This window comes from Rhizobium bangladeshense (genome assembly GCF_001662075.1).
Taxonomy (GTDB): domain Bacteria; phylum Pseudomonadota; class Alphaproteobacteria; order Rhizobiales; family Rhizobiaceae; genus Rhizobium; species Rhizobium bangladeshense_B.
Map to the genome: position 1 here is coordinate 1 of NZ_LYPL01000016.1, position 16,595 is coordinate 16,595.

Here is a 16,595-nt window from a genome sequence, read left to right on the forward strand (position 1 = left end):
CTTCAACAGATCCCACTGATCGTCCCGGAGAACTTCACCTTCCATCGCTGACCTCCAAAAGTCAGCGTTGAATCTGATTTGCTCCTCAAACGGAATCCCAATTCGTTAATTTGTCACCACAGCCTAGAGCGTGCCCATCCACGCGGGCCTGCCGCCGGTTTGTCGCTCGAAGTGATGGGATGGTAGATTCCCGCCTATTGGTCGAATTCTGAAGAGTTGTGGTTTTGAGGGCAGCCAAAACTGACTTCAGAACTCGCAGGTTTGTATTGCACCGCAGATTCCAAATTAGGGATATTGCAATGAAATTACGGATTTTAGGCGCATTTGCGCTTATTCTTTCTGCTACAGGTCATGCTCAGGCCGGAGATCGCATGGCCGCAGCCATGTTCTTTCGTGAGGTGTCGAAATCTTCATGCGGTTTCAAGATGACGCCAGAATCGGCAATCAAAGCTGCAACCATCCTTGGAATGTCGGATCCTATCCACGAGCCAGTGCTTTCGGCGGTGTTTGCAGTTTGTGAAGCGGTAAAAAAGGGCAAGAAAGGCAAAACTATTGAGATCCGGGCTCCCGACAAACACAAAGTGATGCGGAAGGTCATTTTGGAAAAAGCCGAGTGGTGGCAAGCATGATGCGGAATTCACATCCGGATCGAAGCCGGCGGAGAAGAAGGTGGCCGGCGCCTCATTCTTGCAGCTGGCATCAGGTTGAGAACGCCGGCTGACGCCAGACTCCGCTCTCGTGCAATGGAAGGCGTGCCCGCACAAGGCTGCCTTTACGGCAAAAACAGCACGTTATACTGATCGAATTCCCCCGGCAGATCCCGCACTTTCATTTCCTCCTCGCGGTCCTCGAACAGGACGAGGCAATCCTCATAATAGCCTGACAGCGTGGAGATGAAGGCTCTCGTGCCCTCGCGCCCGTAGAAGAGCGGCGTGAACTCCATGTGGAGCGGCACGCGGCGGGCAAGCAGCGGCTGCATCGAGCGGCAGGCGACCGGCTCGTAACCCTCGATATCCATCCAGACGAGGCCGATGGCGGCCGGGTCGATCGCCAGGTCGGCAAGGATTTCGGATACCGGTTTCACCGGCACGCTGATCTTCGTGTCGGTCGCACCTTGGCGGATGGCGCTGCTCTTGCCGTGATTGTTGAGGTTCAGGAAAAAGTCGATTTCGCCTTCGCTCTCGCCGGCGGCGCAATTGACGAGGCGGACCTTTTCTCCCAGCCGGTTCTGGCGGATGTTGAGTTCAAGCAGCGGGAAATTGCGCGGGTCGGGCTCGACGCTGACGATCTGGGCGTAAGTGTCGCTCAGGGCGAAATAGACGGTCTGGGTGCCGATATTGCCGCCGATCTCGAGCAGTGTCGCATCCTTCCTGAGCAGGCCGCGCTCGCGCAGGATGACAATCAGCCGGTCGACCGCGTCGCGCTCGAAATGGCCCTTCCGGAAGACCTTGCGGCCGATGTAGTCGGCGGGCGAGAAGGTCATCATATGGTCGCCGGCATCGACGGTCATCGAGACGACGCGCGGGCCGATATTTTCGACCAGCAGGCGGCGGCCGAAGCGGGTGTCGAAAAAGCGCGAGGCGGCGGCATTGCGCGCCTTCCGCAGGCGGCGGCTCCAATATTTGGCGGTGAGCCAAGGCTTGCCGGGCATCAGTCTTTTCCTTCGAGCGGTTCTGCGGCTTTCTCTCTCGGAATGACATAGACTTTCAAGGGTAGCGCCCGGCCGCGCACGCTGATTTCACGGCTTTCGATGCCGGAAAGGTCGGCGCCGGCGAGCTTCGCCACCGGCTCGGAGATGACGATTGCCGCTTCGAACTCCTTGGCGGCGCTCTCCAGCCGGCTTGCGACGTTCACGGTATCGCCGATCGCCGTCATGCTGCGCACTCGGCCGTAGCCCATCGTGCCGACGACGGCCGGGCCGGTGTGGATGCCGATCGCGATGCGCAGCGGCAGCGCCAGCTCCTCGGCCAGTTCGGCGGCGAGTTTCTCGATCTCGCCGACGATCGTCGCTGCCGCCTTGAGCGCCTGACGGCAGGCTTCCTCCGGCGCGGTGCCGAGGCCGAAGAGCGCCATGGCGCCGTCGCCGATGAACTTGTCGAGCCGCCCGCCCGCCTGCTCCACCGCCTTGCCGATGATGGCGAAATAGCGGTTCAGCAGGAAGACGACGTCGAAGGGTAGGCGCGTTTCCGTCAGCGTGGTGAAATGGCGGATATCGACGAAGAGCACGGCGATCTCGCGTTCGCGCCCGGGGCTGGTCTCCTGGCTGTTGGCGGGAAGGGTGGTTTCGATCGCCGGCACCAGCAGCGGCGCGACCGCCACGTCGCGGTCAGGGCGCAACTGGCAGGCGAGCCGAACGTCAGGGCCGGCATTGATGCGCCTCAGCGTCGTCTGTTCCATCTTGTCGGGTGCGGGCAGGCCTTCATAGTCGCCGAGGATCTGCACGCGGCAGGTGGAGCATTGGCCCTTGCCGCCGCAGACGGAGTAATGCGGCAGGCCGCCGAGTCGGCTTGCTTCCAGCACCGTGAAGCCGCGCGGCACGCGGATCACCTCGCCGCCCGGATAATGCACCGCCACCTGGTCGAGGCGCTCCTTCAGCCGGCGCCGGGCGCGGGCGACGACAACGATGAGCAGCGAGGCCGAGAAAGCGCCGTAGAGCCCGGCGCGGACCGTGGCGATCCGGGCGCGAATCTCAGGGTCGTGGAGAAAGTGGGCGTTGAGGTTGACCTCGTAGGGATTGGTCGTCAGCTGATAGGAGGGATCGGCAAGGGTGCGGCCCATCTCAACGAAACCGAGGATCGAGAGCACCGGCACGAGGATCGCCAGCGCCAGCAGCAGCGGCGCGGCGCCCGCATACCACGGTCGGTAGCGCAGCCAGAAATGGAGGCCGATGCAGCCATGGAACCAGACGGCGATGACGCCCAGCACCTGGCGGGCGCCATTCGCCGGGTTCTTGATCCAGAGCTGCTCGACGACCGTCTGGTAATCGTCGATATAGCCATAGAGTTCATGGGCGATGCGCGTGCCGATGACATGATCGATCAGAAGCAGCGGGATCAGCAGGCCGAGCACGATCTGCGCCGTTTCCCCCTTCGGCATGACTAGGCTGCGGCGCATGTAGATGGCGCGCAGCACCAGCCCCATATGGATCAGCACCGAGGCGTAAAACACTGCGGTGCCAGCGGGATTGCGCCAGATGGTGAGGAAAAGGTGGCGAGCCTTGTCGGCGGCGGCGAGCGAAATCAGCCCGAGCGCATGGTTCGACAAATGCAGCAGGACGAAAACGAAAATGACGAGGCCCGACCCAAGCCTCGCCCGTCTGATCGCGCGCTCCGAAAAAATCCCTGTGGCTGAGGCCGTCGTCATTCATTCCCGTTCTTGTCGATGGAACCGCAGGCCCATAGAGATTGCGAAAAAGGCGGAATTGCTTCGAGCGCGATCACATTCCATATGCTTATGCGCAAGTTTTAGGGAAAGGGACAATAGCGGAATATTTCGCCCGGCCGCGAGCGCCGATTTGGAAACAGTCTGTCTTATGAGGGATGCCGCATGCGGGTGGCTTTCTACGCGCCGATGAAATCGCCGAACCATCCGGTGCCGTCGGGCGATCGGCTGATGGCGCGGCTGCTGATCCGGGCGCTGGAGCTTGCCGGGCACGCGGTTGAGGTCGTCTCCGAATTCCGCAGCTATGCCGCAGCGCCGGAGGCGGCAGCCGCGCTCGAGCCCGCCATCCGCGCCGAAGATGAGCGGCTCAGGCTGAAATGGCAATCGGCGCCGCGCCCCGAGCTCTGGTTCTGCTACCACCCCTATTACAAGTCGCCCGACCCCTTCGGGCCTGCGATATCGGCCGAATTCGCCATTCCCTATGTCACTGCCGAGGCCTCCTATGCAGCAAAGCGCGACGGGACCGGGTGGGCGGCACAGCAGAAGCGTGTGGGCGAGGCGGTCCTGCAGGCGGCGGTCAATATTTGCTTCACCGAGCGCGACCGGGTCGGGCTTTCGGCCGCCTTTCCGACGGCGCGGCTTGCCAGCCTGAAACCCTTCATCGATCCGGCGCTCTTCGAAGTGCTGCCACCCAGGCCGGATCCGCGCCGGCTGGTGACGGTGGCGATGATGCGGGCAGGGGACAAGATGGAGAGTTACGCGATGCTTGCAAAAGCATTGCGGCTGATCGAAGACAGGCCGTGGAGCCTTTCCATCATCGGCGACGGGCCGATGCGGCATGAAGTGCAGGCGCTGTTTGCCGACTTTTCCCTTCGCGTCGAATGGTTGGGCGCCTTGGGCGCCGCCGAGATTGCCGGATTGCTGGGGCGCGGCGGCCTCTATGTCTGGCCGGGTTGCGGCGAGGCTTACGGGCTTGCCTATCTGGAGGCGCAGGCGGCCGGCCTGCCTGTGGTCGCGCAGGCAACGGCGGGCGTGCCGGCCGTCGTCGAGGCTGGCGTCACGGGTCTTTTGACGCCGGATGGAGAGGTTGCCGCTTATGCCGCGGCGGTGGCCGCCCTGCTCGACGACGGAAAGAAGCGTGAGGTGATGGGGCAGGCGGCACGACGCTTCGTGCTCGAGCAGCGTTCGCTTGAGACGGCTACGCGCGCCTTGGACGGGATTTTGCGCGAAAGCGTCGGAACAGGAGCCGGAGAATGAGCGAAGGCAAGAGCTGGGAGCCGCTGCGCCGCGAGCTTGACCGCTGGCAGGCCGCCGGCCGCGTGGCGCGGTTCTGGCTGCGCGATGACGATGCCGTCGAGCCGACGCCTGATCTGGAGACCTTGCTGGCGCTGACCGGTCGGCACGACATTCCGTTGACGCTCGCCGTCATTCCCGGTCTGACCGGCGAAGCATTGGCCGCGCGGCTGGCGGAGGAAGCGTCCGTCGCCGTCGCGGTGCATGGCTGGTCTCACACCAATCATGCCGGGCGTGAGCGCAAGAAGCAGGAACTCGGCAGCGAGCGGCCGGCGGACATCGTTCTCGCTGAATTGCGCGACGGGTTTCGGCTGCTGCAGCGGCTGCATCCCGCCCGCTTTGTGCCGATCCTGGTGCCGCCGTGGAACCGGATCCACGCCGCCCTCATCCCTGCTCTGCCTGATGTCGGCTTTGTAGCGCTTTCGGTCTACGGGCGGGCAAAGCGGGACGGGCCGATGCCGCTTCTCAACACCCATGTCGACATTATCGACTGGCATGGCACACGCGGTGGCCGCAGCGAAGAGGAACTGGTTGCCGAACTGGTGGCCGAGCTTGGCGACCGGTTTGCCGGCAGCGACGAGCCTATCGGTATTCTCACCCATCATCTCGTGCATGACGCCGCCGCCTGGGATTTCCTGTCGGCGCTATTCGAGCAGACAGGCCGACACCCCGCCGTCCGCTGGTCGCCGGCGCATGCACTTCTAGAAGTGTAATCAGGCGGCGTGAACCCGTCCGAGAAAGTCCCGCATGAGGGCGGCGACCTCGTCGAGGTGGGTCTCGAGCAGCCAGTGGCCGCCGCCGAGCAGATGCAGTTCGGCGTCCGGCAGATCGCGGAGATAGGCGCGTGCCGACTTTTCCGGCATGTAATGGTCGTTCGGCCCCCAGACGATCAGGGTCGGCGGCTGGAAGTCCCTGAGATATTTGCGGTGCTCGGGAAACCAGGCGCGGTTTTCCCTGAGGCCGGCGATCAGATCGATGGCGATTTGCTTGCGCTGCGGCGTCATCAATGACCAGTGCAGCGTCCAGAGGTCCGGCGGGATGGCATCGGCAAGAGGCGGTGGCAGGTCGTTGAGGAATTCCTCCTTGAATGTCTTCTCGCTGATCGCTTCCGCCAGCACCTTCCTCATCTCTGCGGGCGGTAGGCTCCACGTCGCCTCGATATCGGCATATTTCGGCCCGAGCGCATCCTCGTAGGGAATGTCGCCGTTCTGAATGATGAGCGCTACGACGCGCCGCGGCGCTCTGATCGCCAGCCGCGCACCGATCGGCGAGCCGAAATCATGGACGTAGAGGGCGAAGCGGCCGACATCGACCGCACCGACGAAGGACTCCAGCCAAGCGGCGTAACCATCGAAACTGTAGTCGAAATCATCAGGGGTGCCGCTGTAGCCTGCGCCCGGGAAATCCGGAGCGATCAGACGCCAGCGATCGGCAAGGCGCGGCATCAGATTGCGAAATTCATAGGACGAGCAGGGATAGCCGTGCGGCAGCAGCAGGACAGGCGCGTCCGGCGGACCGGCCTCGCGATAGAAAGTCTCGATGCCGGCAACGGTGATGCGGCGATGCCGGACGAGCGCGGCGACGGGAGGGTTTTCGATGGGGCCGTTCACCAGCGATCTTCCTCGTGCTGCTCTGCGCCCTCGACCGGCCGCAGCCATGGTTCGCGGCGCTTGATCCAGAGTTCATAACGCGGCACAAGCGGTGTCGGGGCTTCGGACAGGATGCCGAGTTTGATTTCCGCCTCTTCCACATCGGCGGAAAACAGCCGCGAGCCGCAGCCGGTGCAAAAACGCCGGCCGTGGAACTCGCCGGTTTCTCCGGAATATTCGAACTGGCCGGCCGGCCAGATTCCATAGAAGGTGAAGGCCGAGCCGCTCTCCTTCCTGCAATCGGTGCAATGGCAAATGCCGACGCGCAAGGGTTCGCCGCGAACAGAAAGCTGCACCTGCCCGCAAAGGCATTGTCCTGACAACACAGTCATGGCTGATCCCCGCTTCATCGATCTTGCGCTGCCGGGGAAACGGTCGGGCCCGGCTACTGTTCCGTCGGGAAAGCGCAGACGTACGGGCTGCGACAGGCCGAGGTGGCGCCGAGAACGGAGCGGGTCAGATCACCACGGTCTGATTGTCGCGCGCGGCAAAGGCACCGGGGAAGGCGGCCTCGGCCTGCGCTTCCATCTGCGCCAGCTGCTCGTCCGTGCGGGAGGGGGCGTGATGAAACAGCGCGAAGCGCTTGGCGCCGGCCATTTTCGCAAGCTCGGTGCCGTGTTGCCAGGTCGAATGACCGAAGCCCTTGAAACGCTGCATCTCGTCTTCATTGTAGGTGCAGTCGTAGACGACCAGATCGGCGCCCTGCATCATTTCCAGCGAGACGGGATCATAGCTGCCGGGATTGTGCTCGATGTCGTAGATCAGAGCGATCGAACGGCCCTGCCATTCGATGCGGTAACCGATGGCGCCGCCCGGATGGTTCAGCGTGAAGGTCCTGATTTCGATGCCCTCACGCGGGGTCAGAACCTGACCGGCATGGAAATCGCGGAAATTCATCGTCGCCTGGCAGATGTCGGTCTTGACGGGGAACCAAGGCGGGCTGATGAACTGCTCGACCATTTCCCGAGTGCTCATCTTGCCGTCGAGATGGCCCGACCAGATGTTGACGTTGATCGAGGGATAGTAGATCGCCTTGAAGAAGGGCAGGCCGATGATGTGGTCGTAATGGCAGTGGCTGAAGAAGAGATCGACGTCGCTGACGCCGTCGGCGAGCAACGACAGCCCGGCCTCGCGTAGGCCGGAGCCTGCGTCAAAAAGCATCCGATGGTTTCCGCAGCGAATTTCGATGCAGGATGTGTTGCCGCCGTAGCGGTCGAATTCGGGGCCCGATACGGGAATGCTGCCGCGGACGCCCCAAAATTTTATCTGAAACTGTTCTGTCGTCATCGTTTTTCAAACCGGCCTTCCCGCTTCGCCATCGTACTCATAGTTTATCCCGATGCGAAGCAGCAGAATTCCACGGGTTGCCTGCGCCCCCTTTCATTCTCCTAACCGCTAGCGGAAGAAGGAGTAGATTTTCCTAAGCAATCGGCTTTCGCGTCGGAAAGCAACCCAGTATGGTTGGTTTTCGGTAAATGGGCTGCTCGAGGCGGGCGTTTTCCGCAAGTCATGCCTATTAGATGGTTGCGCGCGATCGAAAAAACAATTGCCGCGCTCCCGCGCCGTTGTCTCTGACGTTGCAACAGGCTCAGGCGCTTCCCAGACGCTTGATATTGCCGGCCAATTCTCCTGCCAGCCTCAGGCTGGCAGCCGTTGCCATGGCCATTTGCGGCAGCAGCAGCCATTCAAGCGTCCAGGCCGCACCAGAGCGGTCCTGTTCGTGGACAAGGGACTGGTGGATGCCGGACAGCGCTGTGGCGTTGAAGCGGGCAAGTGAGACCAGGACTTCGGCGGCGACTGGGTTCTGTTTGTGCGCCATGGCCGAGGAGGTGCCGCCGCTTGCCATTTCGATCTCATCACCTGCTTGGGCGAGCAGGGCGATATCCTGGCCGATCTTGCCGAGGCTGCCCGAGATCGAGGCAAACAGGCCGGATATATCGGCGATCACAAGGCGGGCACTCTGCCATTGCGCGACGTCGGTGAGGCCGAGCTCCTGGGCGAGCGAGGCGCGCACGGCTGCGGCCTGCGGTCCGAGCTTGTCGAGTGTGCCGGCCGCGCCGCCGAACTGAATGGGAAAACCGTGCTCGGTCAGGCGGTCGCGATAGGTCGTCAGCGGCGCGCGCCAGGCAGCAAGACGGTCGGCGACGGTGATCGGGATCGCCGCCTGCATGCGGGTGTGCCCCATCAGCCTATTGCCGCCGAACCGGTGCTCCAGTGCATCGAGGCCGGAGACGATAGCGGAAAGCCGGCCGGCAAACAGGAAAACCACCGCCTTTAGCCGGATCATCAGACTAGTGTCGATCACATCCTGGCTGGTGGCGCCGAGATGCAGGCTCTTGCCCGCTTCCTCGCCGACAGCGGCGCGCAGTTGCTTGACGAGGTCGGGGACGACGACGCCATCGCGCGCCGTTGCCGCGCGAAGACTGGCGAGATCAGGAGAAAAGCCGGCGCAGGCTTCGGCGATCCTTCTTGCCGCTTCGCCGGGCAGGACGCCGTGTGCGGCTTCGGCTTTGGCGAGCGCGGCCTCGAAGGAAAGCATGGCGCGAATATCGGCCTCGGCGGAGAAGTAAGGCGCGATTTCATCGTCGCCGACGAGGCCGGAGAGGAAGGGATGGTCGAAGGGCGATGCGGTCATGGTCTGCTCTTTGTGGCTGTGGCCCCCTCATCCGGCTGCCGTCCTTCGGACCCCCGAGGGGAGAAGGGATTTGGGGCACTGTTCCCCTCTCCCACGAGGAGAGGATAGGATGCGGGGGCTACCTGCACTGAACCTCATGGATAAGCAATTCGCGAGCCTTTCAAATATCCAAAAACACCGTTTCATCAGGACCCTGCAAACGGATGTCAAAATGACACGTCGCTCCGTCGCGGGTGGCGATCATGGTTGCGACGCGTTCGCGATGTTCGATGCGCGACAGCAGCGGATCGGCGGCATTGGCCTCTGTCTCCTCCGGGAAATACATGCGCGTCTGCAGGCCGATATTGATGCCGCGGGCGACGATCCAGACGGTGATGTGCGGGGCTTGTCTGCGGCCGTCCTTGAAGGGGACGCGGCCGGGCTTGATGGTCTCGAAGCTGTAGACGCCGTCCTCGGCGCGGGTCGGGCAGCGGCCCCAGCCAGTGAAATTCGGATCGGCGGCGCCGCGCATTTCCGAGGGGCTGTTGTAGAGGCCGGCGCTGTCGGCCTGCCAGATCTCGACGACGGCGTCGCGCACCAGAGCGCCGGCGCCGTCGAAGATGCGGCCGGTGACGGTGATGCGTTCGCCGAGCGTCTCCTCGTTGACCATCGCCACGCCGAGATCGCTGTCGTAAACGCCCGTTATGTCGCAGAAATTCGGCGTCAGGCCGATATGGACGTAGGGACCCGCCGTTTGCGACGGGGTTTCCTTGAGATAGCCGAGCTGCTGCATCAATTGCCCTCCAGCCTGTTTTCGAACATCGTCGAGCGGCGGCCGCGCAGCACGATATCGAATTTATAGGCGCGTGAATCCATTGGAATGGTATTGCCCCAGTCGAGCGGTGCGATCAGCTGCTCGATCGCCGCCTTGTCCGGGATGGTGCCGACGATCGGACATTTCCAGATCATCGGATCACCCTCGAAATACATCTGGGTGATCAGCCGCTGGGCAAAGCCGTGGCCGAAGATCGAGAAATGGATATGGGCGGGGCGCCAGTCGTTGACGCCGTTCGGCCAGGGATAGGCGCCGGGCCGCACTGTGCGGAAGTGGTAGCGGCCTTCCTCATCGGTGATGGCGCGGCCGCAGCCGCCGAAATTTGGGTCGATCGCCGCCAGATAGCTTTCCTTCTTGTGGCGATAGCGCCCGCCGGCATTGGCCTGCCAAAACTCGACCAGGGCGCCGGCAACCGGCTTTGCCCGCTCGTCGAGCACGCGGCCGTGGACGATGATGCGTTCGCCGATGGCGCTTTCGCCGGGCCGCGCATAATTCAGGATCAGGTCGTTGTCGAGCTCGCCGATCATCGAATGGCCGAAGACCGGACCGGTGGTTTCGGAGATCGTGCCGTCGAGCGACAGCAGGGCGCGCTGCGGCGCGCGCAGCACCGACGTCTTGTAGCCGGGCGTCAGCGCCGGCGCATGCCAGGCGCGGTCGCGGGCGAAGAAGGCGCCGGTCTCCGGCTTGCGATTGACCAATTCGGACATGGTTCCCCCTCAGGCCGCCTTTTCGGCGTCCATGTGTGCAAAGGTCTGCTTGGCGATCTTGATCGCATGGTTGGCGGCGGGAACGCCGGCATAGATCGCCACATGCAGGAGCGCCTCGCAGATATCCTCGCGGGTCGCCCCGGTATTGGCGGTGGCGCGCACATGCATGGCGACCTCGTCATCCTGGCCGAGCGCCGCCAGCAGCGCGATGGTGACGATCGAGCGCTCGCGCTTGCTCAGGACAGGCCGTGACCAGACATGACCCCAGGCCGCTTCGGTGATCAGCTCCTGAAAGGGGCGGTCGAACTCCGTGGCGGTCGCGGCGGCACGGTCGACATGGGCATCGCCGAGCACGGCACGGCGGGTCGCCATGCCCTGCCGGTAGCGATCGGAGGGGGTCTCGTTCATGGGCTGCTTTCTCCAGGCGAAATCGATGTGAGGAAGGCGCGGATGATCGCCGTCAGCGCTTCCGGCTGCTCGACGCAGGGGATATGGGCGCAGTCCGGGATGACCTCGTAACGGGCGCCCGGGATCAGCTTGGCGGTCGCAAACACGAGATCGGGCGGCGTCGAGCCGTCCTGGTCGCCGACGACGCAGATGGTCGGGACCGCGATCCTCTTGGCCGCCTCGGTGAAATCGGCATCGCGGATCGCTTCGCAGGCGGCGATATAACCTTCGACCGGCTGGCGCGTCAGCATGTTGCAATAGCCTGCATAAGCGGTGTTTTCCGGCCGGCGGAAGGCGGGCGTGAACCAGCGCTCCATGATGGTGTCGACGATGCTGCCGATGCCGTCTTTCTCAACCGCGGCGATGCGGGCATTCCAGCTTTCCGCTGTACCGATCTTAGGGGCGGTGTCGCTGAGGATGAGGGCGCGCACGAGATCCGGCCGGCGCTGATAGAGCGACTGGGCAATGAGGCCGCCGACGGAGAGGCCGCAAATGACGGCGTCCTTCACCGAGAGCAGATCGAGCAGGCCGGCGAGATCGGTCGCATGGTCCTCGATCGACGCGGGGAGCTGGCCAACATCGGACAGGCCGTGGCCGCGCTTGTCGTAAAGAATGATGGCGAAGTCCCCGGCAAGCCGCACCACGACGTCGCGCCAGATGCGGAAATCAGTTCCGAGCGAATTGATGAAGACGATCACCGGCCGGTCGGCAGGCGCGCCGATGACCTGATAATGCATCGTCACGTCGTTTATGCGGGCGAATTGCACGTCACTCTCCTCAAATCAGCCGGGGCGGCATTGTTTGGTTTCGCCGGCGAAGGGCGTTTTCGACACTGACACCCCACGCTGCGAATGGCCGCGCCCGTCTCTCCACTCGCCGTCATGCTCGGCCTTGAGCCGAGCATCCACCACGCACCCACCAACAGCCGCGGCATGGATCCTCGGGTCAAGCCCGAGGATGACGGAGAGTGGGATTGGCCGCCCCTAATCCTAGCTTGCCGGATCGAGCCACGCGTCTCGACCCGTCCCTCCGCCCCCGCAGTCGGGGCGCGAGGGCATATGCCGCACTGTCTCCCTCAATCTCGGCGCCGCGAATGGCTCCGTGCGCCTACCCATCCTCCGTCATGCTCGGGCTTGACCCGAGCATCCACGCGGCAGCAGCCACGGCATGGATCCTCGGCTGGGGTTTGGCTTTTCGCCAAGCTCGCCCGCCGCATGGCGCCCATCCAACAGTACATACTCCTATTGATAAAACTGACGGGTTGATCCGGTTAAGTAAAATGATATTTTCTGGCTTTTCGATAACCATGGAGTTATGCGAGCAATGATCGACAGCCGCATCAAGTTTCGCCATTTGCAGACTTTTGTCGAGGTGGCGCGGCAGAAGAGCGTGATGAAGGCGGCCGAATTACTGCATGTGAGCCAGCCGGCGGTGACGAAGACGATCCGTGAACTGGAGCAGGTGCTGGGTGTCGATGTCTTCGAGCGCGACGGCCGCGGCATCAAGATCACCCGCTACGGCGAGGTTTTCCTGCGCCATGCCGGGGCGGCGCTGACAGCGCTGCGCCAGGGTCTCGATTCGGTCTCGCAGGAACAGTTCGCCGACGCGCCGCCGATCCGCATCGGCGCCCTACCGACGGTCTCGTCGCGCATCATGCCGCGGGCGATGGAGCTCTTTCTTCAGGAGAAGACGTGGAGCCGGGTGAAGATCGTCACCGGGGAGAACGCGGTGCTGTTGGAAGAGCTTCGCGTCGGTGACCTCGATCTGGTCGTCGGGCGCCTGGCCGGCGCCGAAAAGATGGCCGGCTTTTCCTTCGAGCATCTTTATTCAGAACAGGTGGTGTTTGCCGTGCGCGCCGGCCATCCGCTGCTTGACGGCCGGCAGTCGCTGTTCTCAGCCTTCGCGGATTATACGGTGCTGATGCCGACGCGCGGTTCGATCATCCGGCCAGTTGTCGAAAATTTCCTCATCGCCAACGGCGTTTCCAGCCTGCCGAACCAGATCGAGACGGTGTCGGATGCCTTCGGTCGCGCTTTCCTCAGGTCAAGCGACGCGATCTGGATCATTTCCAACGGCGTGGTGGCCGGCGATGTCGCCGACGGGCGGCTGGCGCTTCTGCCGGTCGATACCGGCGAGACCAAGGGACCGGTCGGGCTGACGATGCGCGCCGATGCCGTGCCGTCGGCACTGCAATCGATCCTGATGCAGACGATCCGCGAGGCGGCGCGGGAGCTTTCCTGAACTTTCCCTCTTCAAATTTGCTTGCCGGACGCCCAGATTTGGACTAAATCTAGTTCAGGACAGGAGAGCATGATGCAGCAGGCACGACGCAGGGAGCAGGAGGCGGAACGGCTGGAAACGGAGCGGTTTGCGCCGGCAAACCGACGGCGGCTGAGCCCGCCGGCTTTGCGGACCTTTCTGGCGATCGCCGATCTCTGGGGCTTGAACGAAGAACAGCGGCTGCTCGTGCTCGGCTACCCCTCCCGCTCGACCTATCACAGCTGGGCCAAGCAGGCGCGCGAGCACGGGGCCTTCACGCTCGATGTCGATACGCTGACCCGGATCTCCGCCGTGTTCGGCATCCATCAGGCGCTCGGCGTGCTGTTTTCCGATGAGCGCGCCGGCGTCGCCTGGCTGCGCATGCCACATCACGCCCCGGTTTTCGGCGGCCATCCGCCGCTCGACATCGTCACCAACGGAACCCAGGACGGGTTGATGACCGTGCGCCGGTTCCTCGATGGCGCCCGCGGCGGCCTCTACATGCCGCCGAACAGGCTCGACGAGGCCTTCACGCCTTACGAAGACACGGACATCGTCTTCCGGTGAGCGACCGTTTTGCCGAGGCGCCGCATCCGTCCTACCGGCTGATCCCGTCGCAATTTCCACCGATCGGTCTCTTCGACACGGTGGCGAGGGCGGCCGATCTCGAAGCCGTGATGGACCTCGTCGGCTGGACCAATGACCGGCTGGTCGCCGACCGCATCCGGCGGCTTCCCGAAAGCGAGTGGGTCTACGGCACACCCAATGCCAGCATCGTGATGGCGGCATTCCTGCATGTCGCACCCGGCGGAATGCGTTTCAACGGCCCCGATCTCGGCGCCTGGTATGCCGCCGACAACTTGAAGACAGCCGCCGCCGAGGTCGGCCATCATCTCCGGCGCGAGGCCGTGGCGCGTGGGGTGGCGACGATGGCGCGCACTTACCGATGCTATGCCGCCAACCTGATCGGCGACTATCTCGACATTCGCGGCGAACAGGCGCGGCGGCCGGATGTCTATGATGGTGCCAGCTATTCAGCGTCGCAGATCCTGGGCGAACAGGTGCGCGCGAGCGGCGGCGCCGGCATAGTTTATGACAGCGTGCGGCTGAGGGGCGGGGTGAACGTCGCGGCGCATCGGCCGAAGAACATCCGCGAGGTGGTGCAGGCCGATCATTTCGAAATCACCGTTTTCGCCGCCGACCGGCGCATCGATGTCCGGAAGCTTTCAACGCGACGGCGACGGCCGAAAACCGGAGTCTAGAGCATTTCCGTTTTTCTCCGAATCACGAAAATGCTCTATTTCTTTGTTTCCACGCAATTCCGGACGCAAAACCGCGACGCACTTTTGCTGGATTGCTCTAAACCGGCAGCCGTTCGGCCCATGCCTTCGCCGCCTTGGCCATCGTGGCAAGGTGATCGGCGGCGGAGAAGCCGGAGATCTTCTTGCGCGGCTTGAGATCGTGATCGCCGTCCTCGAGCCAGAGGATCTCGATCCGGTTGGAGAGATCGTATCCCGGCACTTCGTCGCGCGTGCCGAATTCGTCGCGCGTTCCCTGGCAGATCAGCGTCGGTGTCGCTAGCCTTTTGAGGTGGCTGGTGCGCAACTTCTCCGGCTGCCCGGGCGGATGGAAGGGATAGCCGAGGCAGATGAGGCCGACGATCTTTCCCCTGTCATGGAGATCGTCGGCGACCATGCTGGCAACTCGACCGCCCATCGATTTTCCGCCGATGATCAGAGGCCCCTCGGCATTAAGCGCGGCAATCGCCGCCTCATATTCGGGATTGAGCGTTTCGGCGCGTGGCGGCTTGCGAATTCCCGTACGGCGGGCGGCCATATAGGCGAATTCGAAGCGGGCAACGCGGAAGCCGACGCCGGCAAGCGCCGCCGCTGCTGCTGTCATCGACGTCGAATCCATCGGCGCGCCGGCGCCATGGGCAAGCAGAATCGTATAGTGCGCATCCTGCGGCCCCTGCAGCAGAAACCCGTCGGCCATCGGCAATCCTCCATCCCCCGCCGGAACCATGTCGACGGCCCTGACTTCTTCCCTGGAAAGGAGAAGACAATGTCGACGAATGATGAAAACGTAAAGCCCGAGCAGCGCCGTCCCAAGGATGTCAAGGTCGTTCCTGAGAAGCCGGAACCCGCTGACGCTGAATCGATGGCGCCGCCTGCCGTGCAGCCGCCTGGGGAAGGGGATAAAAGCCAACGACCGGTGGTCAATCCCGTGACCGGCGTCGCCCTTTAAAATGCAAAACAGCCCTTGAAACGGCGAAAGAGTGGGTCCATATAGCGGCTCTGCCTGAAAAACGGATGCGTGCGGTATCGACGTCGTCGAGCCGTTCGCCGTCCGACAGGATAAGGGCGCTCCCCGCAAGGGTCGAGCGCCCTTTTTGCTTTCTGATGAGGCTATCTCGAGGCCCCGGTATCGGCGGCGACGAGCTTGAGGATCTCCCACCAAAATCTATATAGCACTTCGGAATCCCGAAATTGGTTGTGGCGTTGAGATCGTTGGACTTTTCTGAGCGACGACACCGAGCAAACGCGCTCGAATTTCGGAATCCCGAAGCGGCGGAATTTCGGGATTCCGAAGTGGGATATTTTTTGCCGCGCTGTCGATTTTCGCGTCAGTCGATCGTCATTCTAACGATGTGCTGCAATTCCCCTGCGGTCGGCACATCATCAGGCAACGACAGGAGGATTGTCATGGATAGCAGTCAGCTGGTACCCGCCGCCGTACTCGCGGCCAAGAATGGCGTTCGTTTCCCGAACGAGAGCGAGGAATATCGTATCGCCCGCGACGCGCTGCTGGCCGAAGAGATCGAATTGCGCCGGCATATCGAGCGCGTGGCGAGACAGCGCCGGGCACTGCCGCCGGGCGGTGAGATAAAGAGGAACTACGGCTTCGAAGGCCCAGACGGGCCGATCTCCTTCGCCGAGCTCTTCGCCGACAAGGACACGCTGATCATCTACAGCTACATGTTCGGGCCGGAGCGCGAGCGTCCATGCCCGATGTGCACCTCGCTGCTGTCGGCCTGGGACGGCGAGGTCCCCGACATTCAGCAGCGCGCCGCCCTTGCAATCGTCGCGCTTTCGCCGATCGGCAGGCTGCTTGCCTTCAAGAGGGAGCGCGGCTGGCACCACCTGCCGCTCTATTCCGATCCGTCGGGCGATTACAGCCGCGATTATCACGCTATCGGCAGAGGCGGCGGCGATGATGCTGCCTTCAACGTGTTCACGCGACGCGATGGGACCATACGTCACTTCTGGAGCCAGGAAATGGGCGGCGTGACGGCCGATCCCGGCGAGGATCCGCGTGGCGCGCCCGATCTGATGCCACTCTGGACCGTGCTCGATTGTACGCCCGAAGGCCGGGCACCCGACTGGTATCCGAAGCTGTCCTATTGAGGT

At 63.2% G+C, this 16,595-nt stretch carries 19 protein-coding genes; 8 read left to right on the forward strand and 11 right to left on the reverse strand.

The annotated features are described in order from the left end of the window. Window positions 1-299 precede the first annotated feature (299 nt). On the forward strand, window positions 300-629 hold the full coding sequence (locus tag A7X77_RS25585; protein WP_064685649.1) for a hypothetical protein: 330 nt from the start codon (window positions 300-302) through the stop codon (window positions 627-629). Between the two features lie 143 nt (window positions 630-772). Here the strand turns inward: A7X77_RS25585 and A7X77_RS25590 are convergent, their stop codons facing one another. Both A7X77_RS25590 and A7X77_RS25595 read right to left on the reverse strand, forming a co-directional pair. Beyond that, on the reverse strand, window positions 773-1,651 hold the full coding sequence (locus A7X77_RS25590) for an FkbM family methyltransferase (protein WP_064685650.1): 879 nt from the start codon (window positions 1,649-1,651) through the stop codon (window positions 773-775). Next, on the reverse strand, window positions 1,651-3,363 hold the full coding sequence (locus A7X77_RS25595) for an adenylate/guanylate cyclase domain-containing protein (protein WP_064685651.1): 1,713 nt from the start codon (window positions 3,361-3,363) through the stop codon (window positions 1,651-1,653). The genes A7X77_RS25590 and A7X77_RS25595 overlap by 1 nt, the downstream gene beginning before the upstream one ends. A gap of 183 nt (window positions 3,364-3,546) precedes the next feature. Here A7X77_RS25595 and A7X77_RS25600 point away from each other — a divergent pair, with 183 nt between their 5' ends. Beyond that, window positions 3,547-4,638 (forward strand): glycosyltransferase family 4 protein, encoded by a 1,092-nt coding sequence (locus A7X77_RS25600; protein ID WP_064685652.1) that lies wholly within the window; start codon window positions 3,547-3,549, stop codon window positions 4,636-4,638. Next, the gene (locus A7X77_RS25605) at window positions 4,635-5,387 is read left to right on the forward strand and encodes a polysaccharide deacetylase family protein (RefSeq protein ID WP_064685653.1); all 753 of its coding nucleotides are present in this window, start codon (window positions 4,635-4,637) and stop codon (window positions 5,385-5,387) included. Before A7X77_RS25600 ends, A7X77_RS25605 begins: the two co-directional genes overlap by 4 nt. On the opposite strand, the gene A7X77_RS25610 is transcribed toward A7X77_RS25605, so the two are convergent. The 8 genes from A7X77_RS25610 to pcaD all read right to left on the reverse strand — a co-directional run bounded on the left by A7X77_RS25610 (window position 5,388) and on the right by pcaD (window position 11,693). Beyond that, window positions 5,388-6,287: an alpha/beta fold hydrolase gene (locus A7X77_RS25610; RefSeq protein ID WP_432431352.1), complete on the reverse strand. Its 900-nt coding sequence runs from the start codon at window positions 6,285-6,287 to the stop codon at window positions 5,388-5,390. Further along, on the reverse strand, window positions 6,281-6,655 hold the full coding sequence (locus A7X77_RS25615) for a GFA family protein (protein WP_064685655.1): 375 nt from the start codon (window positions 6,653-6,655) through the stop codon (window positions 6,281-6,283). Before A7X77_RS25615 ends, A7X77_RS25610 begins: the two co-directional genes overlap by 7 nt. Window positions 6,656-6,779: 124 nt before the next feature. Next, window positions 6,780-7,610: an MBL fold metallo-hydrolase gene (locus tag A7X77_RS25620; protein WP_064685656.1), complete on the reverse strand. Its 831-nt coding sequence runs from the start codon at window positions 7,608-7,610 to the stop codon at window positions 6,780-6,782. A gap of 301 nt (window positions 7,611-7,911) precedes the next feature. Beyond that, on the reverse strand, window positions 7,912-8,958 hold the full coding sequence (locus tag A7X77_RS25625; protein WP_064685657.1) for a 3-carboxy-cis,cis-muconate cycloisomerase: 1,047 nt from the start codon (window positions 8,956-8,958) through the stop codon (window positions 7,912-7,914). Window positions 8,959-9,118: 160 nt separating this feature from the next. Beyond that, window positions 9,119-9,730 (reverse strand): protocatechuate 3,4-dioxygenase subunit alpha, encoded by a 612-nt coding sequence (gene pcaG / locus A7X77_RS25630; protein WP_064685658.1) that lies wholly within the window; start codon window positions 9,728-9,730, stop codon window positions 9,119-9,121. Next, on the reverse strand, window positions 9,730-10,479 hold the full coding sequence (gene pcaH / locus A7X77_RS25635) for a protocatechuate 3,4-dioxygenase subunit beta (protein WP_016736534.1): 750 nt from the start codon (window positions 10,477-10,479) through the stop codon (window positions 9,730-9,732). The genes pcaG and pcaH overlap by 1 nt, the downstream gene beginning before the upstream one ends. 9 nt (window positions 10,480-10,488) lie before the next feature. Then, entirely contained in the window at window positions 10,489-10,887 is a 399-nt protein-coding gene (pcaC, locus tag A7X77_RS25640; protein WP_064685659.1) for a 4-carboxymuconolactone decarboxylase, read from the reverse strand. Then, window positions 10,884-11,693 (reverse strand): 3-oxoadipate enol-lactonase, encoded by an 810-nt coding sequence (gene pcaD / locus A7X77_RS25645; protein WP_064685660.1) that lies wholly within the window; start codon window positions 11,691-11,693, stop codon window positions 10,884-10,886. The genes pcaC and pcaD overlap by 4 nt, the downstream gene beginning before the upstream one ends. 556 nt (window positions 11,694-12,249) lie before the next feature. On the opposite strand from pcaD, the gene pcaQ reads away from it, so the two are divergent. From pcaQ to A7X77_RS25660, 3 genes are all read left to right on the forward strand, one after another. Further along, complete coding sequence (pcaQ, locus tag A7X77_RS25650; protein WP_064685661.1) at window positions 12,250-13,167, forward strand: pca operon transcription factor PcaQ; 918 nt, start codon at window positions 12,250-12,252, stop codon at window positions 13,165-13,167. 72 nt (window positions 13,168-13,239) lie between these two features. Further along, complete coding sequence (locus A7X77_RS25655) at window positions 13,240-13,752, forward strand: MbcA/ParS/Xre antitoxin family protein (protein WP_064685662.1); 513 nt, start codon at window positions 13,240-13,242, stop codon at window positions 13,750-13,752. Next, the gene (locus A7X77_RS25660) at window positions 13,749-14,447 is read left to right on the forward strand and encodes an RES family NAD+ phosphorylase (RefSeq protein WP_064685663.1); all 699 of its coding nucleotides are present in this window, start codon (window positions 13,749-13,751) and stop codon (window positions 14,445-14,447) included. Before A7X77_RS25655 ends, A7X77_RS25660 begins: the two co-directional genes overlap by 4 nt. A 97-nt stretch (window positions 14,448-14,544) precedes the next feature. Here A7X77_RS25660 and A7X77_RS25665 read toward each other — a convergent pair whose 3' ends face one another. Beyond that, window positions 14,545-15,180 carry an alpha/beta hydrolase family protein gene (locus A7X77_RS25665; RefSeq protein ID WP_064685664.1) on the reverse strand — a complete coding sequence of 212 codons (636 nt, stop codon included), beginning with the start codon at window positions 15,178-15,180 and terminating at the stop codon, window positions 14,545-14,547. Window positions 15,181-15,249: 69 nt separating this feature from the next. Between A7X77_RS25665 and A7X77_RS25670 the strand changes: the two genes are divergently transcribed. Together A7X77_RS25670 and A7X77_RS25675 are read left to right on the forward strand one after the other, a co-directional pair. Next, window positions 15,250-15,432, forward strand: a complete 183-nt coding sequence (locus tag A7X77_RS25670; protein WP_064685665.1) for a hypothetical protein — start codon at window positions 15,250-15,252, stop codon at window positions 15,430-15,432. A 458-nt stretch (window positions 15,433-15,890) separates the two neighbouring features. Continuing rightward, window positions 15,891-16,592: a DUF899 family protein gene (locus A7X77_RS25675; RefSeq protein WP_064685666.1), complete on the forward strand. Its 702-nt coding sequence runs from the start codon at window positions 15,891-15,893 to the stop codon at window positions 16,590-16,592. The last annotated feature ends 3 nt before the right edge of the window (window positions 16,593-16,595 follow it).